The sequence below is a fragment of the Caulobacter sp. ErkDOM-E genome (assembly GCF_048541895.1).
Classification (GTDB): Bacteria; Pseudomonadota; Alphaproteobacteria; order Caulobacterales; family Caulobacteraceae; genus Caulobacter.
Window position 1 is genome coordinate 1,352,212 of the sequence record NZ_CP183331.1, and the last position, 18,588, is coordinate 1,370,799.

Annotated in this window: 12 protein-coding genes and 2 pseudogenes; 5 read left to right on the top strand and 9 right to left on the bottom strand. The window is 66.6% G+C overall.

Going from position 1 to position 18,588, the window contains the following annotated elements; genetic code table 11:
• Positions 1 to 17: 17 nt before the first annotated feature.
• Positions 18 to 1,583 carry a glucose 1-dehydrogenase gene (locus ACN2C7_RS06650; RefSeq protein WP_419320627.1) on the bottom strand — a complete coding sequence of 522 codons (1,566 nt, stop codon included), beginning with the start codon at positions 1,581 to 1,583 and terminating at the stop codon, positions 18 to 20.
• A gap of 155 nt (positions 1,584 to 1,738) precedes the next feature.
• Between ACN2C7_RS06650 and ACN2C7_RS06655 the strand changes: the two are divergent.
• Positions 1,739 to 2,559, top strand: a pseudogene (locus ACN2C7_RS06655) (enoyl-CoA hydratase/isomerase family protein); the annotation flags it as partial.
• 114 nt (positions 2,560 to 2,673) lie between these two features.
• Here ACN2C7_RS06655 and ACN2C7_RS06660 read toward each other — a convergent pair.
• Positions 2,674 to 4,179 carry a 3-hydroxyacyl-CoA dehydrogenase family protein gene (locus ACN2C7_RS06660; RefSeq protein ID WP_419320629.1) on the bottom strand — a complete coding sequence of 502 codons (1,506 nt, stop codon included), beginning with the start codon at positions 4,177 to 4,179 and terminating at the stop codon, positions 2,674 to 2,676.
• 240 nt (positions 4,180 to 4,419) lie between these two features.
• On the opposite strand from ACN2C7_RS06660, the gene ACN2C7_RS06665 reads away from it, so the two are divergent.
• On the top strand, positions 4,420 to 6,063 hold the full coding sequence (locus ACN2C7_RS06665) for a long-chain fatty acid--CoA ligase (RefSeq protein WP_419320631.1): 1,644 nt from the start codon (positions 4,420 to 4,422) through the stop codon (positions 6,061 to 6,063).
• 8 nt (positions 6,064 to 6,071) lie between these two features.
• Here the strand turns inward: ACN2C7_RS06665 and ACN2C7_RS06670 are convergent, their stop codons facing one another.
• Positions 6,072 to 6,845: an IclR family transcriptional regulator gene (locus tag ACN2C7_RS06670; RefSeq protein ID WP_419320633.1), complete on the bottom strand. Its 774-nt coding sequence runs from the start codon at positions 6,843 to 6,845 to the stop codon at positions 6,072 to 6,074.
• Between the two features lie 183 nt (positions 6,846 to 7,028).
• Between ACN2C7_RS06670 and ACN2C7_RS06675 the strand changes: the two are divergent.
• Both ACN2C7_RS06675 and ACN2C7_RS06680 read left to right on the top strand, forming a co-directional pair.
• Positions 7,029 to 9,931: pseudogene (locus tag ACN2C7_RS06675) on the top strand (TonB-dependent receptor).
• A 171-nt stretch (positions 9,932 to 10,102) separates the two neighbouring features.
• Positions 10,103 to 10,879: an SDR family NAD(P)-dependent oxidoreductase gene (locus ACN2C7_RS06680; protein ID WP_419321422.1), complete on the top strand. Its 777-nt coding sequence runs from the start codon at positions 10,103 to 10,105 to the stop codon at positions 10,877 to 10,879.
• 106 nt (positions 10,880 to 10,985) lie between these two features.
• On the opposite strand, the gene ACN2C7_RS06685 is transcribed toward ACN2C7_RS06680, so the two are convergent.
• The 6 genes from ACN2C7_RS06685 to ACN2C7_RS06710 form a co-directional block, all read right to left on the bottom strand.
• On the bottom strand, positions 10,986 to 12,134 hold the full coding sequence (locus tag ACN2C7_RS06685; RefSeq protein ID WP_419320635.1) for an acyl-CoA dehydrogenase family protein: 1,149 nt from the start codon (positions 12,132 to 12,134) through the stop codon (positions 10,986 to 10,988).
• Positions 12,135 to 12,141: 7 nt separating this feature from the next.
• Entirely contained in the window at positions 12,142 to 13,314 is a 1,173-nt protein-coding gene (locus ACN2C7_RS06690; RefSeq protein WP_419320637.1) for an acyl-CoA dehydrogenase family protein, read from the bottom strand.
• Between the two features lie 13 nt (positions 13,315 to 13,327).
• Positions 13,328 to 14,209 (bottom strand): SMP-30/gluconolactonase/LRE family protein, encoded by an 882-nt coding sequence (locus ACN2C7_RS06695; protein WP_419320639.1) that lies wholly within the window; start codon positions 14,207 to 14,209, stop codon positions 13,328 to 13,330.
• A complete protein-coding gene (locus tag ACN2C7_RS06700) occupies positions 14,206 to 14,844 on the bottom strand; it encodes an SDR family NAD(P)-dependent oxidoreductase (RefSeq protein ID WP_419320641.1) in 639 nt (212 codons plus the stop codon). The genes ACN2C7_RS06695 and ACN2C7_RS06700 overlap by 4 nt, the downstream gene beginning before the upstream one ends.
• Entirely contained in the window at positions 14,844 to 15,569 is a 726-nt protein-coding gene (locus ACN2C7_RS06705; protein WP_419320642.1) for an SDR family NAD(P)-dependent oxidoreductase, read from the bottom strand. The genes ACN2C7_RS06700 and ACN2C7_RS06705 overlap by 1 nt, the downstream gene beginning before the upstream one ends.
• Positions 15,570 to 15,661: 92 nt before the next feature.
• Positions 15,662 to 16,765, bottom strand: coding sequence for an NADH:flavin oxidoreductase (locus ACN2C7_RS06710; RefSeq protein ID WP_419320643.1), 1,104 nt, complete (start codon positions 16,763 to 16,765; stop codon positions 15,662 to 15,664).
• 222 nt (positions 16,766 to 16,987) lie between these two features.
• Here ACN2C7_RS06710 and ACN2C7_RS06715 point away from each other — a divergent pair, with 222 nt between their 5' ends.
• On the top strand, positions 16,988 to 18,586 hold the full coding sequence (locus ACN2C7_RS06715; protein ID WP_419320644.1) for an acyl-CoA synthetase: 1,599 nt from the start codon (positions 16,988 to 16,990) through the stop codon (positions 18,584 to 18,586).
• Positions 18,587 to 18,588: the final 2 nt, after the last annotated feature.

Here is an 18,588-nt window from a genome sequence, read left to right on the forward strand (position 1 = left end):
CGTGAAATGAACTGGGGTTACAGGATGTCGCTGGCGTCGCCGGCGTCGCCGAAGGCGGTCCAGCCGCCATCGACACTCAGAGTGGCGCCCGTGACGTAGCTGGCGGCGGGCGAGGTCAGGAACGCGATGGTTCGGGCGACCTCCATGGGGTCTCCGAGGCGCCCGATGGGCGCGCGGCGCTTGATAGAGTCGAACTGCGCTCGCCCTGCGGACTTGAGGGCCAGAACGGCGGGGGTCTCGATATAGCCGGGTGCGACCGTGTTCACACGGATGCCGGCGGAGGCCCATTCGCACGCCAGGCTGCGGGTCATCATCGTCACGGCCGCCTTGGCCGCGCAGTAGGCGTTGCGCCGGGGCAGGGCGCCCAGGCCCGCGATTGAGCCGAGATTGACGATGACGCCCCCCTGACCCATCGCGCGCGCTGCCGCCTTGGCCGTCGCCAGCGGCCCGCTGAAATTGAAGTCGTAGACGCTGGTGAAGTCCTCGACGGTCTGATCCAGGGTGGGCTTGAACACGTCGGCGGCGCCGGCGTTGTTGACCAGAACGTCCAGGCGTCCCCAGCGAGCCGTGGCCTGGGCGAAGGCCGCCTCGACCGCAGGGATGTCGGTGATGTCGGCCTGGACGACGAGATGCCCCTCACCCAGCGCTTCGGCCAACGCCTTGGCGCTCTCCGGGTCGCGCTCGATCACCAGAAGCCGATCCCCCGCGGCGTGAAACAGGTCCACGACGCAGCGGCCGATCCCACGTCCGCCGCCGGTGATCGCGCTGACGCGGGGGGACGGCGCCGGAACGCTGGGCGCGGGCGCTGTCGAAGCCGGGCCGGCGCCGCCATAGACGGTGTAGGCGCCGTCCACGACCAGTGTCGCGCCCAAGATGTAGCTGGCCGCCTCGCTGGCCAGAAAAAAGACACCCTCGGCCATCTCCTCGGGCTCGCCCATGCGACCCAGAGGAATGCGGGCGAGCACTGTTGACGGGTTCAGAAGGCCGGCGTCGATCTGGTCCTGCACCATCTGGGTGCGGGTGTAGCCGGGCAGCACCGCGTTGACGCGGACACCCTGAGCCGCCCATTCGCAGGCCAGGGTGCGGGTCAGCGAGATCACGGCCGCCTTGCTGGCGCTGTAGCTGGTGCGCTTGGCCAGGGCGACAAGTCCCGCGCCGGAGGCCAGGTTGATGATCGCGCCATGGCCTTGGGCGGTCATGAGGCGTCCCGCCTCCCGCGCGGCCAGAAAGGCGCCCGTGACATTGATCGATTGCAGCCATGCGACCTCTTCGGCCGTTTGGTCGAGGGTCGCGGTAGGCTGGGGGTCGGTCACGCCGGCGTTGTTGACCAGAACGTCGAGCCGCCCGAATTCGCGGGCCACGCGCTGGAAGCCCTCGCGAATCTGGGCTTCCGAGGAGACGTCCATCGCGATGGCGTGGTGGTCGGCGCCCAGGCTTGCGGCGCGCTCCAGGGCGCGTTCGAGGTTGCGGTCGGCGATCAACACCCGGTCGCCGGCCTGAGCAAAGCGCCGGCACGCCGCCCAGCCGATCCCGTCGGCCCCGCCGGTGACCAGGACCACTCGCGACGGCGTCTTGGAGGTCATGCTGTGCTCTGAGTGATGCGGGGGCGCCGCTGCGGATCTGACGGACCCTAACAGCGCCCTCCGGCGCGCCATGCCGGCGCCCGCGCGCCTGTCGAATATCGCCTATGTGATGTGATGCGCACTGTCCGACCGGACTAAGATCCGGAGTCGAGAGGGGCTACCAAGTCCAGGAGACGGTCCGTGACCGACGACTGGCAAGGAGCAAAGAATGTCGTGCTTGAAGATTGAGGTCGAAGACTTCGTGGCCACGGTGACGCTGGCCAATCCGCCGGTCAATTCGGCGAGTGTCGACATGATGCTGGAGCTTACGGCGGCGTTCGACGCGTTCAACGAGAGCGCCGATGTTCGCGCGGTTCTGCTGACGGGCGAGGGCAAGACCTTCTGCGCGGGCGCCGACCTGAAGAACCGCCCTGGTCCCGACGCCCCGGCCGGCACCGCCTTCGTCCGCCAGCGCATGGCGCGCGAAATGAGCTGGTCGATGGTTGAGTGCAGCAAGCCCGTCGTTGTGGCGGTCAATGGCGCGGCGCTGGGCGCGGGCCTGGGCATTGTGGCCAGCTGCGACATCATTGTGGCCTCTGAGCGGGCGGTTTTCGGTCTTCCCGAGATCGACGTGGGTCTGGCCGGGGGCGCAAAACACGCGCTGCGTTTCATTCCCCATTCCCTCGCGCGCCGCATGGTGCTGACGGGCTGGCGCGTGCCGGCCGAAGAGATGTATCGCCGGGGCCTGATCGAGGCGGCGCTGCCGCATGAGGAGTACCTGGAGTACGCCCGCGCGATCGCCAGGGAAATCGCCAGCAAGAGCCCCATGGCCGTCGCCGCGGCCAAGGACAGTCTCAATGTCATCGACAATCTGAGCCTTCGCGACGGCTATCGCTATGAGCAGGGCAACACGCTGAAGCTGTCGAAGAGCGAGGACGCCAAGGAGGCGGTCAAGGCCTTCATCGAAAAGCGTCCCCCGGTGTTCCAGGGCCGCTAGCGGCGATCGGCGCCCGGTCGAGACCGGGCGCCGGCGCACAAGCCATTTGCGTGAACAAGAAGGCAGCGTCACATGGTGACGCTGCCTTCTTGTTTTCAGGACTGTTAGGCCGCCTCAGGCGTTGGCGATGATCCGGCGCAGCATTGGAGCGGCGACGCCGGCCGTGTTGCGCACCCTGGCCCAGCGCTCGAGGCTGGCGAGCGGATCGCAGGCCTGGGTCCGCGCCATGTAGAGCGGGCCGCCGCGCCATTTCGGAAAGCCCAGTTGCTGGGTCCAGATGGCGTCGACCAGGTTGGGCGAAAGGTCCGGATGCGCTTCGAGCGTATGGGCGGTTCCGTTGATCGCCGCGGTCAGGCACCGATCGATCACGACCTCGTCGCTGATTAGCGCGCGGGCGCAACGCTGGAAGGTCGCTGAGGCTTTCAGGAGCCGCTCGACCTCTGGCTCAAAGGTGGAGCGGCCGTCGCTGCCATGGCGATACCAGCCCGGCGCGTCGGACCCGCCCACACGGCCTTCGTCGATCATGAGATCGAGGGTCGGCGAATAGGTGATCCAGTCCTCGCCATTGGTCTGGCCGGTCTGACGCCGGAACACGGTTTCCAGTCCCTCGCGGTCCGAACGCAGGAAGGGAGCGACGCGGAAGCCGAACTTCTGAAGCTCTCGGTCGATCTGGCCGGGCGTGGCGCCCTCGTCCAGCAGATGGATGGCTTCACGCAAGAGAGGCCAGGCAAGCTCGTGCGCGAGTTCTGCAGGGAGGGCGCGGCGCGTCAGGGCGGACTGGCCGTGTTCGGCATAGGTCAGGGCCTGGGCCTCGGGGGAGGCCGCGAAGGTCTCGTCCAGGCGATCGATCTCGACGCGCGCGCGGCGGGAGGGCGTCTGCCAGGCCAGTTCCAGCGCGCGCAGCAACGTTATCGGCGCCGTCTGCTGGGGAGCCTCGCGGCGCACCTTGGCCCGCAGGCCGTATATCTTGGCGGTGATGACCTCCGGCTCGGCGGTGAGCGCGATCCTGCTTTCGCTCCCGAAGCTGAAGGCGAGCTTCTCGGCGACCTGGACGAGATCGCGGGCGGCGACAAGATCGATCAGGCCATGCTCGATCGCAGCCTTGCTGTCCCAGACCGCGTTGAAGACGGCCAGGTCGGCGGCGCGCTCGACCTGGATCAATCGCGCCAGACGGATCAGGGTCTCGGCTGCGGGAAGGTGGCCTTCGCTGCGCGCCAGATTCGAGAAGGTGGCGTTAGGCAAGGCGACCCGCGCGGCGCAGGCCAGGGCCAGTTCCAGGCCCGAGCCCGTGACAGGACCCGAGAGGGCGGCGATGATCGGCTTGGTCGAGCCTGCGACGGCCGCGTAGATTGCCGCGCGGGCGTCGTCGGGCGCGGTTTGGGCGGCGAGCACGTCGTTGAACAGGCGGCGGCCGTGGAGAACGATGGCGCAGACCTCGGGGTCCGCGCCAAACGCGGTGATTTTTTCGATGAAGGCGCGGGCATGCGCGGCGTCCCAGCTGCAGGGCGGCGGGCAGTCCAGCTTCAATTGCGCTACGCCGCGCCGGAGCGCTAATTCAAAGCGCATGGCTTGGCCATTCGGCGCCGCCTGAGTCGGCCGGCGGGTCGTTCCCGTTCCCATATTTCCTCCAACCGGTTGCGTGTCGCAGTCCGCTTTGAGCGGTTCTTTCCGGTCCGACGCACGCCAAAGCGTCCGCCATGGGCGACAACAGCATGCCCTGAGGGAAGGTGAAAGCCGCGCGTCGATTGCTCCATCCAGTATCGCGTATGTGAAAAGACGCCTGTGGATCGAACCGCGTCCCGGCGCCGCGCCATCCGTCCCTAAGGTCCGCCGCAAAGACCATCGGACACAGGAAACGCCATGCTCGGCCTGATGCAGGATACGCCTCTGACGCTGTCCTCGCTCCTTGATCACGCAGCGCGTTTTCATGGCGAGGTCGAGATCGTCTCGAAGGAGCCTGGAGGCGTCACCCGAAGCAATTACGCGCGCCTTGCGGTCCGGGCGCGCCAACTGGCCTCAGCCTTGCGGCGCCGAGGGCTGAGCGAAGGCGATCGTGTCGCCAGCCTGGCGCTTAACAGCGCGCTCCATCTTGAGCTCTACTACGGCGCGACGGGCGCGGGTGGGATACTGAACACCGTCAATCCTCGGCTCTTCCCCGAGCAGATCGCCTTCATCCTTCGGCACGCCGAAAACAGGATCGTGTTCTTTGACCCGGCCTTCGGGGGGCTGCTCGAAACCCTGGTCGACCAGGCGCCGCAGGTTGAAGCCTATGTCTGCCTGTGCAGCGCGCAGGACCTGCCGCGCCTGAACCTGCCCAATCTGATCGCCTACGAGGACCTTCTCGCGGCCGAGCCCGAAGACGCGCCCTGGACCGTCGTCTCCGAGAACGCCGGCGCAATCCTCTGCTACACCTCGGGAACCACGGGCGATCCCAAGGGCGTGCTCTACAGCCACCGTTCGCTGGTTCTGCACGCTTTCGTGGCGACCGGCGCGGACGGCATGGCGATCTCCCGCCGCGACAGCATCCTGTTGGTGACGCCGCTGTTCCACGTCAACGCCTGGGGCATTCCGTTCAGCGCGGCCATGTGCGGCGCCAAGCTGGTGCTGCCGGGCGCTGCGGTCGACGGCGAAAGTCTGTTCAACTTGATGCGGGCAGAACGCTGCACCTTCAGCCTGGGGGTGCCGACCGTCTGGCTGGGCTTCCTGGACTATGTGGCCTCCCATCGCGAGGATCTGGACCTGGCGGGCCTGGCGCTGGAGCGGATCCTGGTCGGCGGTTCGGCTGCGCCGCGCAGCCTGATCGAGCGCTTTGACTACATGCTGGGCGTCTATGTCATTCACGCCTGGGGCATGACCGAGACCAGCCCGCTGGCGACCATCGGGACGCCGCTACCTGAGCACGCCTTCCTCGATCGTCAGGCGCGCTATGACGTTCAGGCCCTTCAGGGCCGCGCCATCTATGGCGTGGAGCTCCGGATCGTCGACGCCGACGGCGTGATCGCACCGCATGACGGCCTGGTCGTGGGCGACCTGCAGGTTCGTGGTCCCTGGGTTGTGCGAAGCTACTTCAAGGCCGAAGCGCCGGCCGTCACCGAGGACGGCTGGTTCGCCACGGGCGATGTGGCCAAGATCCACCCCAATGGCTACCTGCAACTGACCGACCGTTCGAAGGATGTCATCAAGTCGGGGGGCGAGTGGATCTCGTCGGTCGATCTGGAGAATGTCGCCATCGCCCATCCCGCCGTTCGCGAAGCGGCGGTCATCGGCGTGCCGCATCCCAAGTGGCAGGAGCGTCCGTTGCTGATCGTGGTGCCGGCTCCGGAGACCGTCCCCGACAAGGACGACATCCTGAAGTTCCTCGCCTCGCGCGTGGCGCGCTGGCAGGTGCCCGATGACGTGGTGATCGTCGACTCCCTGCCGCACACCGCGACGGGCAAGCTCCTGAAGTCAAAGCTGCGCGAGACCTATCGTCACCACCTCGACCCGTCCGCCGAGGTCGTCTAGAGCGCGGCTCAGGTCTCGGGGGCTGAATATTGCCTGAGGCTTTCGGCGTATTCGGCCACGCCTGCGTTCATGATCGCCACGATCTCGCTCTTGTTTCGGGCGATGCGGCTGTTGAGGCCGCCCACGCCCAGGGTCAGCTGAACACCATGCGGCGCGGCGGGCAACGGCATGGCGATCGCCGCCGCATTGGGAAAGGGGAATGCGGCCAACAGGCTATACCCTTCGCGACGCACCCAGGCCAATTGCTCCTGTAGCTGGCCGATGTCGATCCGATCGCCCGTTCCGCCGAGATAGGCGTTGATATGCCGGCTCAGCTTGTCGACGGTTTTGCTGGGCATCCGACTCATCAGGACAAGGCCCGCTGCGGAGTGCGGAAGCACCCTCATGCTGCCCTCCGTCATCGCGATCTTGTGGGGATGACTGGGCTGCACGATCCGCAAATGCTGGATGAAGATGTCGTTTTGCGACGAGATCACCACCGTCTCGTTGGTCTGCTCGAAGATGCTCCCGACCAGCCGATCAAGATCCCCCGAGCCGAAGAGGTGATGGTTGACCCAGTCGCCCAGGGCCGCCACGCGCGGGGTAGGAAAATAGGTGCGGGAGGCGCGGTCGTAGTTCAGATAGCCCAGAACGACCATGCTCTTGAGCAGGGTGGTTGTGCTCGACTGCGGATAGCCCAGCTTCTCGAATATGTAGGTAAGCCGCAGAGGTGAACGCTGCTCTTGGAAAAGCTCGAGAATCTCCAAGGTGCGCGCGGCGGATTTGATCGGTTCTCGGCGCATTGAACGGTTCCAGGTCGCGATGGGCCAACTCTGACACTACTCGCCTTTAGATCGCCGCCTTCCCGCGCCGTCCAGCCTTCCAGCACATATGTGATGTTATTCGCCAGCAACCGACATGTCGGGTCTGAGCGCCATCTACCCGGGATCTGAAAGCTGCGAGCTCTCGCCCGAAGCCTATGCTCAATGCTGCCGGGTCCGGAACTCAATTATCTCGTTTGCGATATTCGAAAGCCATGGGTCCCCAGACTGGTCGGATCGGGTCGGTCACGGCTCCCTAAGGCGACGCCTCTGCCGCGTCGCAACAATCACAGATGAGCCCGCGCCGCGCGGAAGCTTATTGGGGGAAACAAATGGTGATCTCGCAGACCTTGCGGCGCACGGCCTTGATGGCCGGCGCTTCCGCCCTGTCCTTCTTCCTGGCGCTGCCCGCAGCGGCCCAGACCGCGTCCCCGCCAGCGCAAGATGGCGTCACCATCGACGAGCTGGTTGTCACCGCCCAGAGGCGAGAGGAAAGGCTGCAGGACGTGCCGATCGCGGTTTCGGCCTTCTCCAACGACATGCTTCGTCGTCAGAAGATCGACGGCGGCCCGAACCTGCAGCTGGCGATTCCGAATGTCACCTTCGCCAAGAGCTTCTACAGCGGGTATAACTTCCAGATCCGCGGCATCGGCACCAAGCAGACGGCCGTGACGGGCGACAGCTCCACGGGCGTGCACTTCAATGGTGCGCCGCTGACGTCCAACCGCCTGTTCGAAGCTGAGTTCTTCGACGTCGAGCGCGTGGAAGTCCTGCGCGGTCCGCAAGGCACCCTCTACGGCCGCAACGCCACCGGTGGCGTGGTCAACGTTCTGAGCGCCAAGCCCACCGGCGAGTTCGAGGGCATGCTGCGGGCCGATTTCAGCAACTATGACGGCCGCAAGCTGAAAGGCATGATCAACGTCCCGCTGGCCGGCGACAAGCTGGACCTGCGTCTGGCCGGCGCGACCCTCAACCGAAGCGGCTTCGTCGACAACCTGGGCACCGGCGACAAGGTCGATGACCGCGATCTCTACTCCTTCCGGGCCAGCCTGCGCTGGCGCCCGACCTCGACCGTCGACGCCAACTTTGTCTGGCAGCACTTTAAGGAGCGGGACTCCCGTCTGCGCACGGGCAAGGGTCTGTGCACACGCGACAATGGCCCAAGCTCGGTGGGCAACACTGCGATCACCAACGCCACGGTTCGCGGGTTCCTGAGCGCGGGTTGCGCCGACGCGTCGGTCTACAACGCCGCCGCCTATGGCACGCCCAACTCGCTGGCCACCCTGTATGGCATCATCGGGTTCGCGCGCGGCCTGACCAGCGGCGACGTCTATGGCGGAACCCAGCCCCAAGGCCTGGACGTGATCGACTCGGCCATGAACCCCTCTTACCGGGCCGAAGAAGACGTGTTCACGCTGAACGTCGCGTGGGACATCAATGACAACCTGCAGTTCAATTCGCTGACGTCGTACTACGACGGCGAACTGGACGCGCGCCAGGAGATGAACCGCTTCCAGGCCTCGACGGTGTTTAATAATACCGCCCTGGCGCCCGGAGGCCTGGTGAACGATCCCCAGCTGGGGGCCTCCAACCGGATGTCGGTGTCGGACCGCATCACCACGCCCTCGCGCCAGTGGAGTCAGGAGCTGCGCCTGCAGTCCAGCTTCGACGGCCCCCTGAACTTCAGCCTCGGCGGCCTGGCCCTGCGCTATGACGTGGTCCAGTCGTTCTACATCATGTCGAACGCCTTCACCTATGCGGCGAGGGTGGCCAATGGCGGCGCGACCTGCGCCCCGGGCGGGACCTGCGTCTATATCGATCCGGACCGCGTGCCGACCGGCCAGGGTCATGGCAACTATCTGAGCTTCCAGCCCTATCACCTGGACTCGAACGCCCTGTTCGGCGAGGTCTACTATGAGGCCACGCCGGAGCTGAAATTCACGGCCGGCCTGCGCTATACCGATGACAAGAAGACGCTGGACAACTTCCCCGTCAAACTCCTGACGCCCGGCAGCGGACTGACCCCAGGAACGCCGCGGCAACTGACGGCTCAGTTCAAGAAGTTCACCGGCCGTGCGGGTTTCGACTGGAAGCCCGCCCTCAGCTTCACCGACGACTCCCTGATCTACGGGTTCTACTCGCGCGGCTATAAAGGAGGCGGCCCCAACAACATCGGCCAGGTCGCAACGCTCAAGCCGTTCTACGAGCCAGAATACGTCAATTCTTTTGAGCTGGGCAGCAAGAACACCCTGCTGGGCGGAGCACTGGTCCTGAACGGGTCGGCCTTCTTCTACGACTACAAGGGCTACCAGATCTCGAAGTTCGTGAACCGGATTTCCGTCACCGAGAATATCGACGCCGAGATCAAGGGCCTTGAGCTGGAAGCCGTCTGGCAGCCTGTGAAGCGCTTCCGCCTGAACGGAACCCTGGGTCTGCTCGACACCAAGATCAAGACCGGCGAGTCCATCGATCCGATGAACCGCACCGGCAACAATCCGAGCCTGACCCTGGTCAAGACCTCGGGCGCGGCGGGCTGCGTGGTGCCGACGGCCGCCTTGGGCAACCTGCTGGCGGTCATCCAGCAGGCGCCGGGCGCGGCGACGGTTACCGGGGTCTCGGGCAATCCGGCGGCGCTGCTGGGCGCTTGCGCGGGCAGCTTCGCAACCTCGTTCGGCGTGACGCCCACCGATGGCGTGGCGGCCAAGCTGAAGGGCAATCAACTGCCGGGCTCGCCGCATTGGACGGGCTCCATCGGCGCTCAGTACTCCTTCGACGTCCTGGACGGCTGGGAAGGCACTGTGCGTGGCGACTACTACCGCCAGGGCAAGTCCCACGCCCGGGTCTTCAACACGCCAGTGGATCAGATCAAGGGCTGGGCGAACGCCAACCTTTCGTTCCGCGTCGTCAATGACGAGCGCGGCCTGGAACTGGAAGCCTATGTGAAAAACCTCCTCAACAAGCGCTCGATCACCGATGTGTTCCTGATGGACGAAGCGCTCGGCCAGGTCGCCAACGCGGTCTTCACCGAGCCTCGCATCATTGGCGTGTCGCTCCAGAAGACCTTCTAATCCTCCCTAAAGGATCCTCGGACATCTGGCGGCGGTCGAAAGACCGCCGCCTTTTTTTCACGCGCATCACGTCGGTGATGTTTTCGGTTCGTGGGTCGCAAGCTCGGGTGGGTTGGGGAGAGCGGGCTAATCATGAAGCCCAAGACCGATCAGGCTCTTCGCCGGTCGAAAATGCTGCAGGAGGAAACGATGGGTGGTCGCCTACAAGGACGGGTCGCTGTGGTGACGGGCGCTTCGCGGGGCCTGGGGCGGGCGACTGCAGCCATGCTCGCCGCCGAGGGGGCATTTGTCGCCCTGCTGGATCTGAAGGCGCACTGGGCCCAGGCGGCGGCCGACGAGATCGTCGTCGCTGGCGGGCAGGCCCTGGGGCTGGGCTGCGACGTCTCCGACCGCGAGGCGCTGATCGCGACCCTGGGTTCGATCCATGAACAGCATGGCCGCTTCGACGTCCTGGTAAACAACGCCATGTGGAACGTCTACGAGCCCCTGGCCGACATCCGGCCGGAAAGCCTCGACCGCATGGTCGGCGTGGGCTTCTCGGGCGTGATCTGGGGCATGCAGGCCGCGGCCCCCCTGATGGCCGCTTCGGGCGGCGGCTCGATCATCAACATCGCGTCGGTCAGCGCGCTTCTGGGTATCCCGAACGGCATAGCCTACTGCGGCGTCAAGGCCGCAGTCGCCGGCATGACCCGCGCGGCCGCCGCCGAGCTCGGAACCATGAACATCCGCGTCAACGCCGTGGCGCCGTCGACGGTGGACACCGAGGGCGTGCGCAGGGTGGTCTCCGAAGAGCGCATCGCCATGCGGATCGGTCAGACCCCGCTGGGGCGGCTGGGCACGACCGAGGACATCGCCAAGGCGGTCCGCTACCTGGCTTGCGACGACAGCGACTTCGTCACGGGCCAGATGCTCACCGTCGATGGCGGTCTGGCCACCGCGCTGTCCTGAAAACAACGGCGTCGGATGAGATCATCCGACGCCGGCAAGGGCTCTCACAATCACAGATCTGGCGCGCGCCGGGGGAGGCGGATCAAGCCCCCGGCGCGCTTTCGATTCAGGCGGCGATCGCGCCTGGCTTCAGGCTGGTCGCCAGTTCGGTTCGATGGTGGTCGGCATTGCCGAACGCCATGTCGATCATGATCAGGCGCTTGAGGTAGTGGGCCACCGCCAGCTCCTCGGTAAAGCCGACGCCACCGTGAAGTTGCACCGCCTGACGTCCCACATAGAGGCTGGTCTGGCCGACGCGGGCCTTGGCCGCCGAGATCACCTTGCGGCGTTCGGCGGGGGCTCCGGACAGGGCGATGGTCGCCAGGTACATCATCGAGCGGGCTTCCTCGCAGGCGATCGCCATGTCGACCGCGCGATGCTGCAGCGCCTGAAATGCGCCGAGCGTCTGGCCGAACTGCTTGCGGGTTTTGAGGTACTCCAGGGTCATCTCGCGGACGGCGTCCATCGCCCCGACAGCTTCGGCCAGACGCGCGACCACGCCACGATCGACGGCGTCACGCAGCAGCGGGAAGCCCTTGCCCAAGCCGCCGATCAGGGTCTCGACGGGCGCCAGGACGCCATCGAGTTTCAGGCTGGCGTTGTGGCGGTTGTCCATGGCGCGGCTGCGCATGACCGTCAGGCCCGCCGCGTCGGCCGGGACCAGGAAGAGGCTCACGCCGTCCGCACTGTCGTCCGCGCCCGCCGTCCGGGCCGGAACGATGAACCAGTCGGCCGAGCCGCCGTCCAGGGCGTGGCTCTTCTCGCCGGTTAGCCGGAAGCCGCCGTCCACCGCCTCAGCGGTTGTGGCGATGCGATTAAGGTCGAAGCGGCCGCCAGGTTCCGCGTCGGCCAGGCTGATGACGACCTTGCCCTCGATCAGTCCCGAGGAGAGGTCCGCACGGACGCTTTCGGTGGCGGCGGCGAGCAGGACCGGCGCGATGACGCCGGTCGAGACAAACGGCTCGAGCATCAGATAACGGCCCATCGCCTCGGCCACGACCATGGTTTCCACCGGGCCCGCGCCCAGGCCGCCGTCGTCCTCGGGGACGTTCAGGGCCAGCCATCCCAGATCGGCGATCTGCCGCCAGCTGGCCGCGTCGTAGGCCTCACCGCGGTCGGCCCGGGCGCGCCAGGCGGTAAAGTCGCCGTGGTCGGCGCCGTAGCGCCAGGCGCTGTCTTTCAGGAGCTGCTGCTCTTCGTAGAGATCGAAGTTCATGGGGACCTCAGAGACCGAGCGCCCGACGGGCGATGATGTTGCGTTGGATTTCGTTCGAGCCGCCGTAGATGCTGGTGACCCGGGAATAGATCATCCCCTTGGCCGGCCAGGCCTCGGGCGCCTCGAACGGACCGAGCGGCGCAAAGGCCATGGCGCCGTAACCCTGCAGCTCGACCCAATACTCGGTGATCTGCTGCAGGAGTTCGGACCAGCGGATCTTGATCATTGAGGCCCGGGGCCCGGAATCCTGGCCAGAGGTCGCCTCGGCCATGGTCCGCATGACCATGCCTTCCAGGGCCATCACTTCCAGTTCGAACTGAGCCAGGCGGTCGGCGACGCGGGGATCGTCGAGCAGGCTGCGTCCGCCGACGACAGTTTCTGCTGCGACCTTGCGGGCGCCGCGCAGCTGTTGGGCCAGGCGCATGGTGGTTGCGGCGGTGACGCCGCGCTCGCGGTCCAGCAGGACCTTGCCGTAGCTCCAGCCCATGCCTTCCTCGCCCAGCAGGGCCGAGGGCGGAACACGCACATTGTCGAGGAAGACCTCGTTGGTGTGGTGGATCTCGTCCATCGTGACCACGGGACGGATCGTTACGCCCGGCGTGTCAATATCGATCAGGAACAGCGAAATGCCGGCCTGCTTGCGGGCGTCCGGGTCGGTGCGGGCCAGCAGGAACATCCGGTTGGCCACATGGGCGTAGCTGGTCCAGGCTTTCTGGCCGTTGATCACATACTCATTGCCGTCCCGTACGGCTCGGGTCGACAATGAAGCCAGGTCGGAGCCGGAATTTGGCTCGGAATAGCCCTGGCACCACCAGTCGTCGCCCGACACGATGGCCGGCAGGTACTTGGCCTTCTGTTCGGGGCTGCCGAACGTGAAGATGATCGGCCCGATCAGTTCCAGGCCCTGGTGGAATTGTACGGGGGCGTCGGCGCGCGAGGCCTCGGTCTCGAAGATGTAGAGCTGCGTCGGGTCCCAGCCCGTGCCGCCGTAAGCCTTCGGCCAGGACGGCGCGCCCCAGCCGCGCGCGTGCAGCAGCTTTTGCCACCGGGTGAACTCCTCGGGTTCCAGGCGCATGCCGGCGCGGACACGGCTCTTGAAGGACTCGGGGACGTTTTCGGTAAAGAAAGCGCGCACCTCGTCTCGGAAGGCGGACTGCTCCGGGGTCAGGTCAAGATTCATGGTTCACCGCGGGTCAGAGGAAACAACGGGTCTCGGCGATGCCGCGCACGCCAAGACCGTGGAACGCCATCAGGCGACCGGAAGCGTCGACGTCGGTCTTCAGCCGGCCGCCGCTGTCGGAGATCGAGGTCACGTAGAGGATGTCGAGGTCTTCGCCGCCGAAGGCCGGGCACGAGCAGAAGGGCGCGGGGCTTTCGACGACCCGATCCAGGTGGCCGTCCGGCGAAATGCGGATCAGCTTCTGGGCCTGCACCAGGGCCAGCCAGATATAGCCCTCGGCATCGACCGTGGCGCCGTCCGGGGCGCTGCTGAAGTCTGTGGTGTCAAAGAAGTCGCGCTTCTGACCCAGTGCGCCGGTCTTGGCGTCATAGCTGAACGCCCAGAGCATGTGGCGCAGGCTGTCGGCGAAGTAGAGCGTGTCGCCGCTGGGGCTGAAGCAGGTGCTGTTGGCGATCTCGATCGGTTCGGTGGGCAGCACTTCCCAGGCGCCGCCGGCCGAGAAGCGATAGAGCTTGCCGATCCGTCCGGTCTCGTTGTGCATCGCCATCGTTCCGGTGACAAAGCGGCCCTGGCGATCGGCCTTGCCGTCGTTGAAGCGTTCGATCGGCGCCAGGGTGTCGGGCAGGGCGATCGGCGTGAAGACGCCGGTGTCCAGCTTGACGCGATAGACCCCGTCAGCGAGGCCGGCGATCAGTTCCCCTGGACGGCCCAGAACCACGCTGCCGATGGGCTTGGGCGCCGGGATCGACGACTGCTCGCCCGTGAACGGGTCATAGCGCCAGATGGCCGGCGCCATGCTGTCGACCCAGTAGAGCAGGCCTGCCTCGGCGTCCCACAGCGGCGACTCGCCCAGCAGACAGCGTTCCTTGCCAATGATCTCGACGGTGAAGGTCATAGGGTGGGTCCCTTGCTGGAGGCGGTCGCGGCGAAGTCCGCGCGGCGATCCTTGGCCTCGCGTATGCGAAGGCTGCGACCGCGATTGGCCAGAATGATCTCGCCATTGATGGCCTGGCTCTCGGGCGCGACCAGGTAGGCGGCCAGATTTGCGATCTCGCCCGGGGCCGTGCTCGCCCCGTCTTCGGCCAGATCCAATGCGATGCAGTTGGCGCGATGGCCCGCGCCAAATCCCTCGAGGGTCACGCACCTCATCAGCGCGACATGGGCCCCCGAGAAGGCGCGGGCGTCTGCAGCCCCCCAGGCGCCGAGATAGCCCCGGTCACCGATCAGGACGATCGCGCCGTTGGGATCCAGGCGGCCGAGCAGGGCGCTCAGGCATTCGAAGACATCCAGAAAATCGGCCAGCTGCGCATCAAGTCGTGCGTCGTCGATGTCCAGGAACAGGCAAGGCGGCGGGCCCGGCGGGGTGACGATGACCGCACCGGCCAGGCCATGCCCAAGGGCCGTCAACGCCGCCGCGTCAGGCCGGGCCAGCGCCACGACACCGCCGGGAGTGTCGCTGTCCAGGCGTGCGGCGATCGCGTCGGCGACAGGCCCGCGACCAACGACCAGGATGGGAGAGTTCGAGGCCATCATAGCGGCGGCATCCCCAGGGATTTCCCGCCATCGGCCATCAGGATCTGACCATTGACGAAGCTGGCGTCGGGACCGGCCAGGACGCTGACGATCGCGGCGATCTCGGCCGGATCGGCGGGAGCCCCGGTCGGTTCCAGCCTTTTCAGCGCGCCCAGCATGTCCCCGAAGCCGTCGATCATCCGGGTGTCGACCATGCCGGGCGCGACCGCGTTCACGCGGACGCCGCGCCAGCGCAGCTCGATCGCCATTGCCCGCGTCAGCGACACGACGGCGGCCTTGGAGGCCACGTAGTGGGCGGCCCCGGCCCCGCCGAGATAGCCTCGCGAGGCGATGTTGATGATGCTGCCGCCGTTCGGCATGCGGCGGACGGCTTCCTGGGCGACCTTGATCGTCGCCAGCAGGTTGATGCTCATCACGCGGTCGCAACTGGCGCGATCCACCTGACCGATCGGGTCAAGGGCGCCGCTGATCCCGGCGTTGTTGACCAGGACGCTTAGAGTCTCGACGCCGTCGAGCGCCTTGGTGACCGCGACGCGATCACGACAGTCGGCGACGGCGGTCCGGACAGTCAGCCCGGCCTCGCGCCAGTCGTTCGCGGACCGCGAAAGCTGGGTCTCGTCCGCGTCCACCGCCAGAATGTCAAAGCCGTCAGCGCCGAGGCGCTCGACGATGGCGCGCCCGATGCCCTGGGCGGCCCCGGTGACCATGGCCAGTTGCGGCATGAATGAAGTCCTCCTTGTGGCACCAAACGCCAGCCCTTTGACGCGGCGGGCATTTGATCGTCGGCGACGGCGCTAATCACATGGGTGATGGATCAGACGAGGGTCTCGAGCGCCGCGCGCGTGAAGCCGACCAATCCGTTTGTCTCGCCGTCGCGGACCTTTTCCACCCATCGCGGGTCGGCCAGCAGGGCGCGGCCCACCCCGACCAGATCGAAGTCGCCGCGCTCCAGCATCAGGTCGAGCCTGTCGAGGGAGGACGCGCCGATGACATCGACGCCGTCCCGCAAGCTGGCGACGACGTCGCCGTCCAGGCCGACCGAGCCCACGGTCATGGTCGGCTTGCCGGTCAGCGTCTTCGTCCAGCCGGCTAGATTGAGCGGCGAGCCCTCGAACTCCGGCTCCCAGAAGCGGCGCTGGGAGCAGTCGAAGACGTCGACCCCCGCGTCGGCCAGGGGCTGGAGGAAGGCCGCCAGCTCGTCGGGCGACTGGCAAAGGCGGGCCTTGTAGTCGACCTGCTTGAACTGGGAGTAGCGAAAGAAGATCGGGAAGTCCGGTCCCACCGCAGTCCGGCAGGCCTTGATGACCTCAATGGCGAAGCGCAGCCGATCGGTCATCCCGCCGCCATAGCGACCGCCGCGCTGGTTGGTCGCCGCCCAGAAGAACTGGTCGATCAGATAGCCGTGGGCGCCGTGGATCTCGACACCGCTGGCCCCGATCGACACCGCGTCGCGCGCGGCCTTGGCATAGGCCTCGATCGCGGCGCCGATCTCGTTCTCCGTCGCCGGCGCACCGAACCGGGTTCCAGGCTCGTAGATTCCCGAAGGCGAGAGCGAGGGGGTGTCGGGATTTGGCGGACCCGCCGTCAGCGACCGGTGGCCGCCCATGTGCCAGAGCTGGGGGATGAACGCCGCGCCCGCGGCCTTCACCGACGCGGCGATCGTCTTCCATTCTTCAAGCGCCGCGCCATGGAAGTTGGGGATGTCCGGATGGTCGACGGCCGCCGGATGGTCGATGGCGACGCCTTCCGTGATGATCACGCCGACGCCGGCCTCGGCGCGGCGGCGGTAGTAGTCGCCGACAGCCTGGGTCGGGACGCCGGCGGGCGAGAAGCGACGGGTCATTGGTGACATGACCACGCGGTTTCGAAGCGCGAGGCCCGCAACGGTCGTCGGCGCGAAGAGCGTGGAAGCGGACACGGCGATCCTCCGGATGCGAATGGGGCGTCCCGAAGCATCGCGTTTCGGGCGGGCAGCCAAGTTTTCGCAACGACTAGTCGTGGGCGATCGGTGGGCGCATCAAAGTTCGCGCCGGGATCACGCGCATCACCCACGTGATTTATTGGCCGGACGTGGTGGCCGGCGCGGCGGCGATCCCCCCGCCCCATAGACCTTCGAGGAAAGAGACCTCGGGAGGCTGCCGTGCACTGGAACTATGGAGACATCTTCGACGCGGTGGCGCGCGCCGTCCCGCCCGATCGTCCTGCCCTCATCTGGCGCGATGTGGTCGTCACATGGGGCGAGTTCGATCGCCGCACCAACAACCTGGCCAAAGCCATGGTCGATCTCGGCCTCGAGCCGGATGCGCGGATCGGCATCCTGTGCCGCAACCATCCCGCCTATCTCGAGTTCCTCGTAGCCGGCGTGAAGGCCCGCCTGCTGACCGTCAATCTCAACTATCGCTACACGGCCGACGAGATCGCCTACGTGCTGACTGACTGCAACGCGGAGGCGTTGTTCTACCAGTCGGACTTCGACGCGATGCTGGAGCCGCTGCAGGCCCGCCTGCCGGACGTTCGCGCCTGGGTGCGCATTGAGAACGAGCGGTCACCCGAGGCCGCCCCCAAAGGCGCGCTGTCCTACGAGACCCTGGCGCGGACCGGCGATGGCCAGCCGCTGGACATCACCCGTTCGGGCGACGACGGCTATCTGCTCTACACGGGCGGCACGACCGGCAAGCCGAAGGGCGTCCATTGGTCGACCGACCAATCGCGTCGCGTTCAGCTGGAGTCGCCGCTGATCGCGCGCGCGCCGCAGTCGATGGACGAGCATGTCGAGGTTGTGCGCGCCACCGACAGCCGCATCATTCCGGCGTGTCCTCTGATGCACGGATCGGGCAGCAACTCGGCCATGGGCGACCTGCTGAACGGCGGGACGGCGATCATCCTGTCCGGTGAGCGGTTCGACGCCGCCCAGCTCTGGCGCGACGTCGAGACGCATCGCGCCACGCGCGTCTCGATCGTCGGTGATGTCTTCGCAAAGCCCATGCTCAAGGCGCTGGACGACGCGCCGGGCGTCTATGACCTGTCCAGCATGAGGGCGATCAGTTCTGCGGGGCTGACCTGGTCAAAGGAGGTCAAGGCGGGCCTGTTGCGGCACATGCCCAACATTGCGCTCGTCGACATCCTGGGCGCGTCGGAAGCCTCGGGCCTCGGCTATTCCGTCGCCAAGGCCGGCAAGATCCCCGAGACCGGCGTCTTCGACGCCGCGCCCCTGACGGTGCTCATCGATCCGGACACGGGGGCAGTGATGCCGAAGGACCGCCCGTCCGAGGGTTTCATCGCCCGCAGCGGGTCGATGGCCAATGGCTATTTCGGCGATCCCGAGAAGACCGCCGCCACCTACCGGACGATCGACGGCGTGCGCTACGCCGTGCCCGGAGACTTCGCGCGCTGGATGCCGCCCAACCAGTTCACCCTGATCGGACGGGGCAACCTGTCGATCAACACCGGCGGCGAGAAGGTCTTCCCCGAGGAGGTTGAGGAGGCCCTGAAACTTCAGCCCGGCGTGGCCGACGTCCTGGTCGTCGGGCAACCCGACGAGAAGTGGGGCAAGATCGTCGTGGCGATCCTCAAGCCCGACGGCCTGTTCGACGAGGCCCGGGTGAGGGCCGGTTTGACCCAGACGCTGTCGGCTTACAAGCACCCGAAGCGCTTCATTCTGGTGGATACGGTGCCTCGGCAGGAGAGCGGCAAGGCCGACTACCGAACCGCTATCGCTATGGCGGACGAGACCGCCTAGCC

Bases quoted from the DNA above. Each gene is read 5' to 3' on its own strand.
- ACN2C7_RS06650 (WP_419320627.1), bottom strand. From the start codon at position 1,583: ATGACCTCCAAGACGCCGTCGCGAGTGGTCCTGGTCACCGGCGGGGCC.
- ACN2C7_RS06660 (WP_419320629.1), bottom strand. From the start codon at position 4,179: ATGGGAACGGGAACGACCCGCCGGCCGACTCAGGCGGCGCCGAATGGC.
- ACN2C7_RS06665 (WP_419320631.1), top strand. From the start codon at position 4,420: ATGCTCGGCCTGATGCAGGATACGCCTCTGACGCTGTCCTCGCTCCTT.
- ACN2C7_RS06670 (WP_419320633.1), bottom strand. From the start codon at position 6,845: ATGCGCCGAGAACCGATCAAATCCGCCGCGCGCACCTTGGAGATTCTC.
- ACN2C7_RS06680 (WP_419321422.1), top strand. From the start codon at position 10,103: ATGCTGCAGGAGGAAACGATGGGTGGTCGCCTACAAGGACGGGTCGCT.
- ACN2C7_RS06685 (WP_419320635.1), bottom strand. From the start codon at position 12,134: ATGAACTTCGATCTCTACGAAGAGCAGCAGCTCCTGAAAGACAGCGCC.
- ACN2C7_RS06690 (WP_419320637.1), bottom strand. From the start codon at position 13,314: ATGAATCTTGACCTGACCCCGGAGCAGTCCGCCTTCCGAGACGAGGTG.
- ACN2C7_RS06695 (WP_419320639.1), bottom strand. From the start codon at position 14,209: ATGACCTTCACCGTCGAGATCATTGGCAAGGAACGCTGTCTGCTGGGC.
- ACN2C7_RS06700 (WP_419320641.1), bottom strand. From the start codon at position 14,844: ATGGCCTCGAACTCTCCCATCCTGGTCGTTGGTCGCGGGCCTGTCGCC.
- ACN2C7_RS06705 (WP_419320642.1), bottom strand. From the start codon at position 15,569: ATGCCGCAACTGGCCATGGTCACCGGGGCCGCCCAGGGCATCGGGCGC.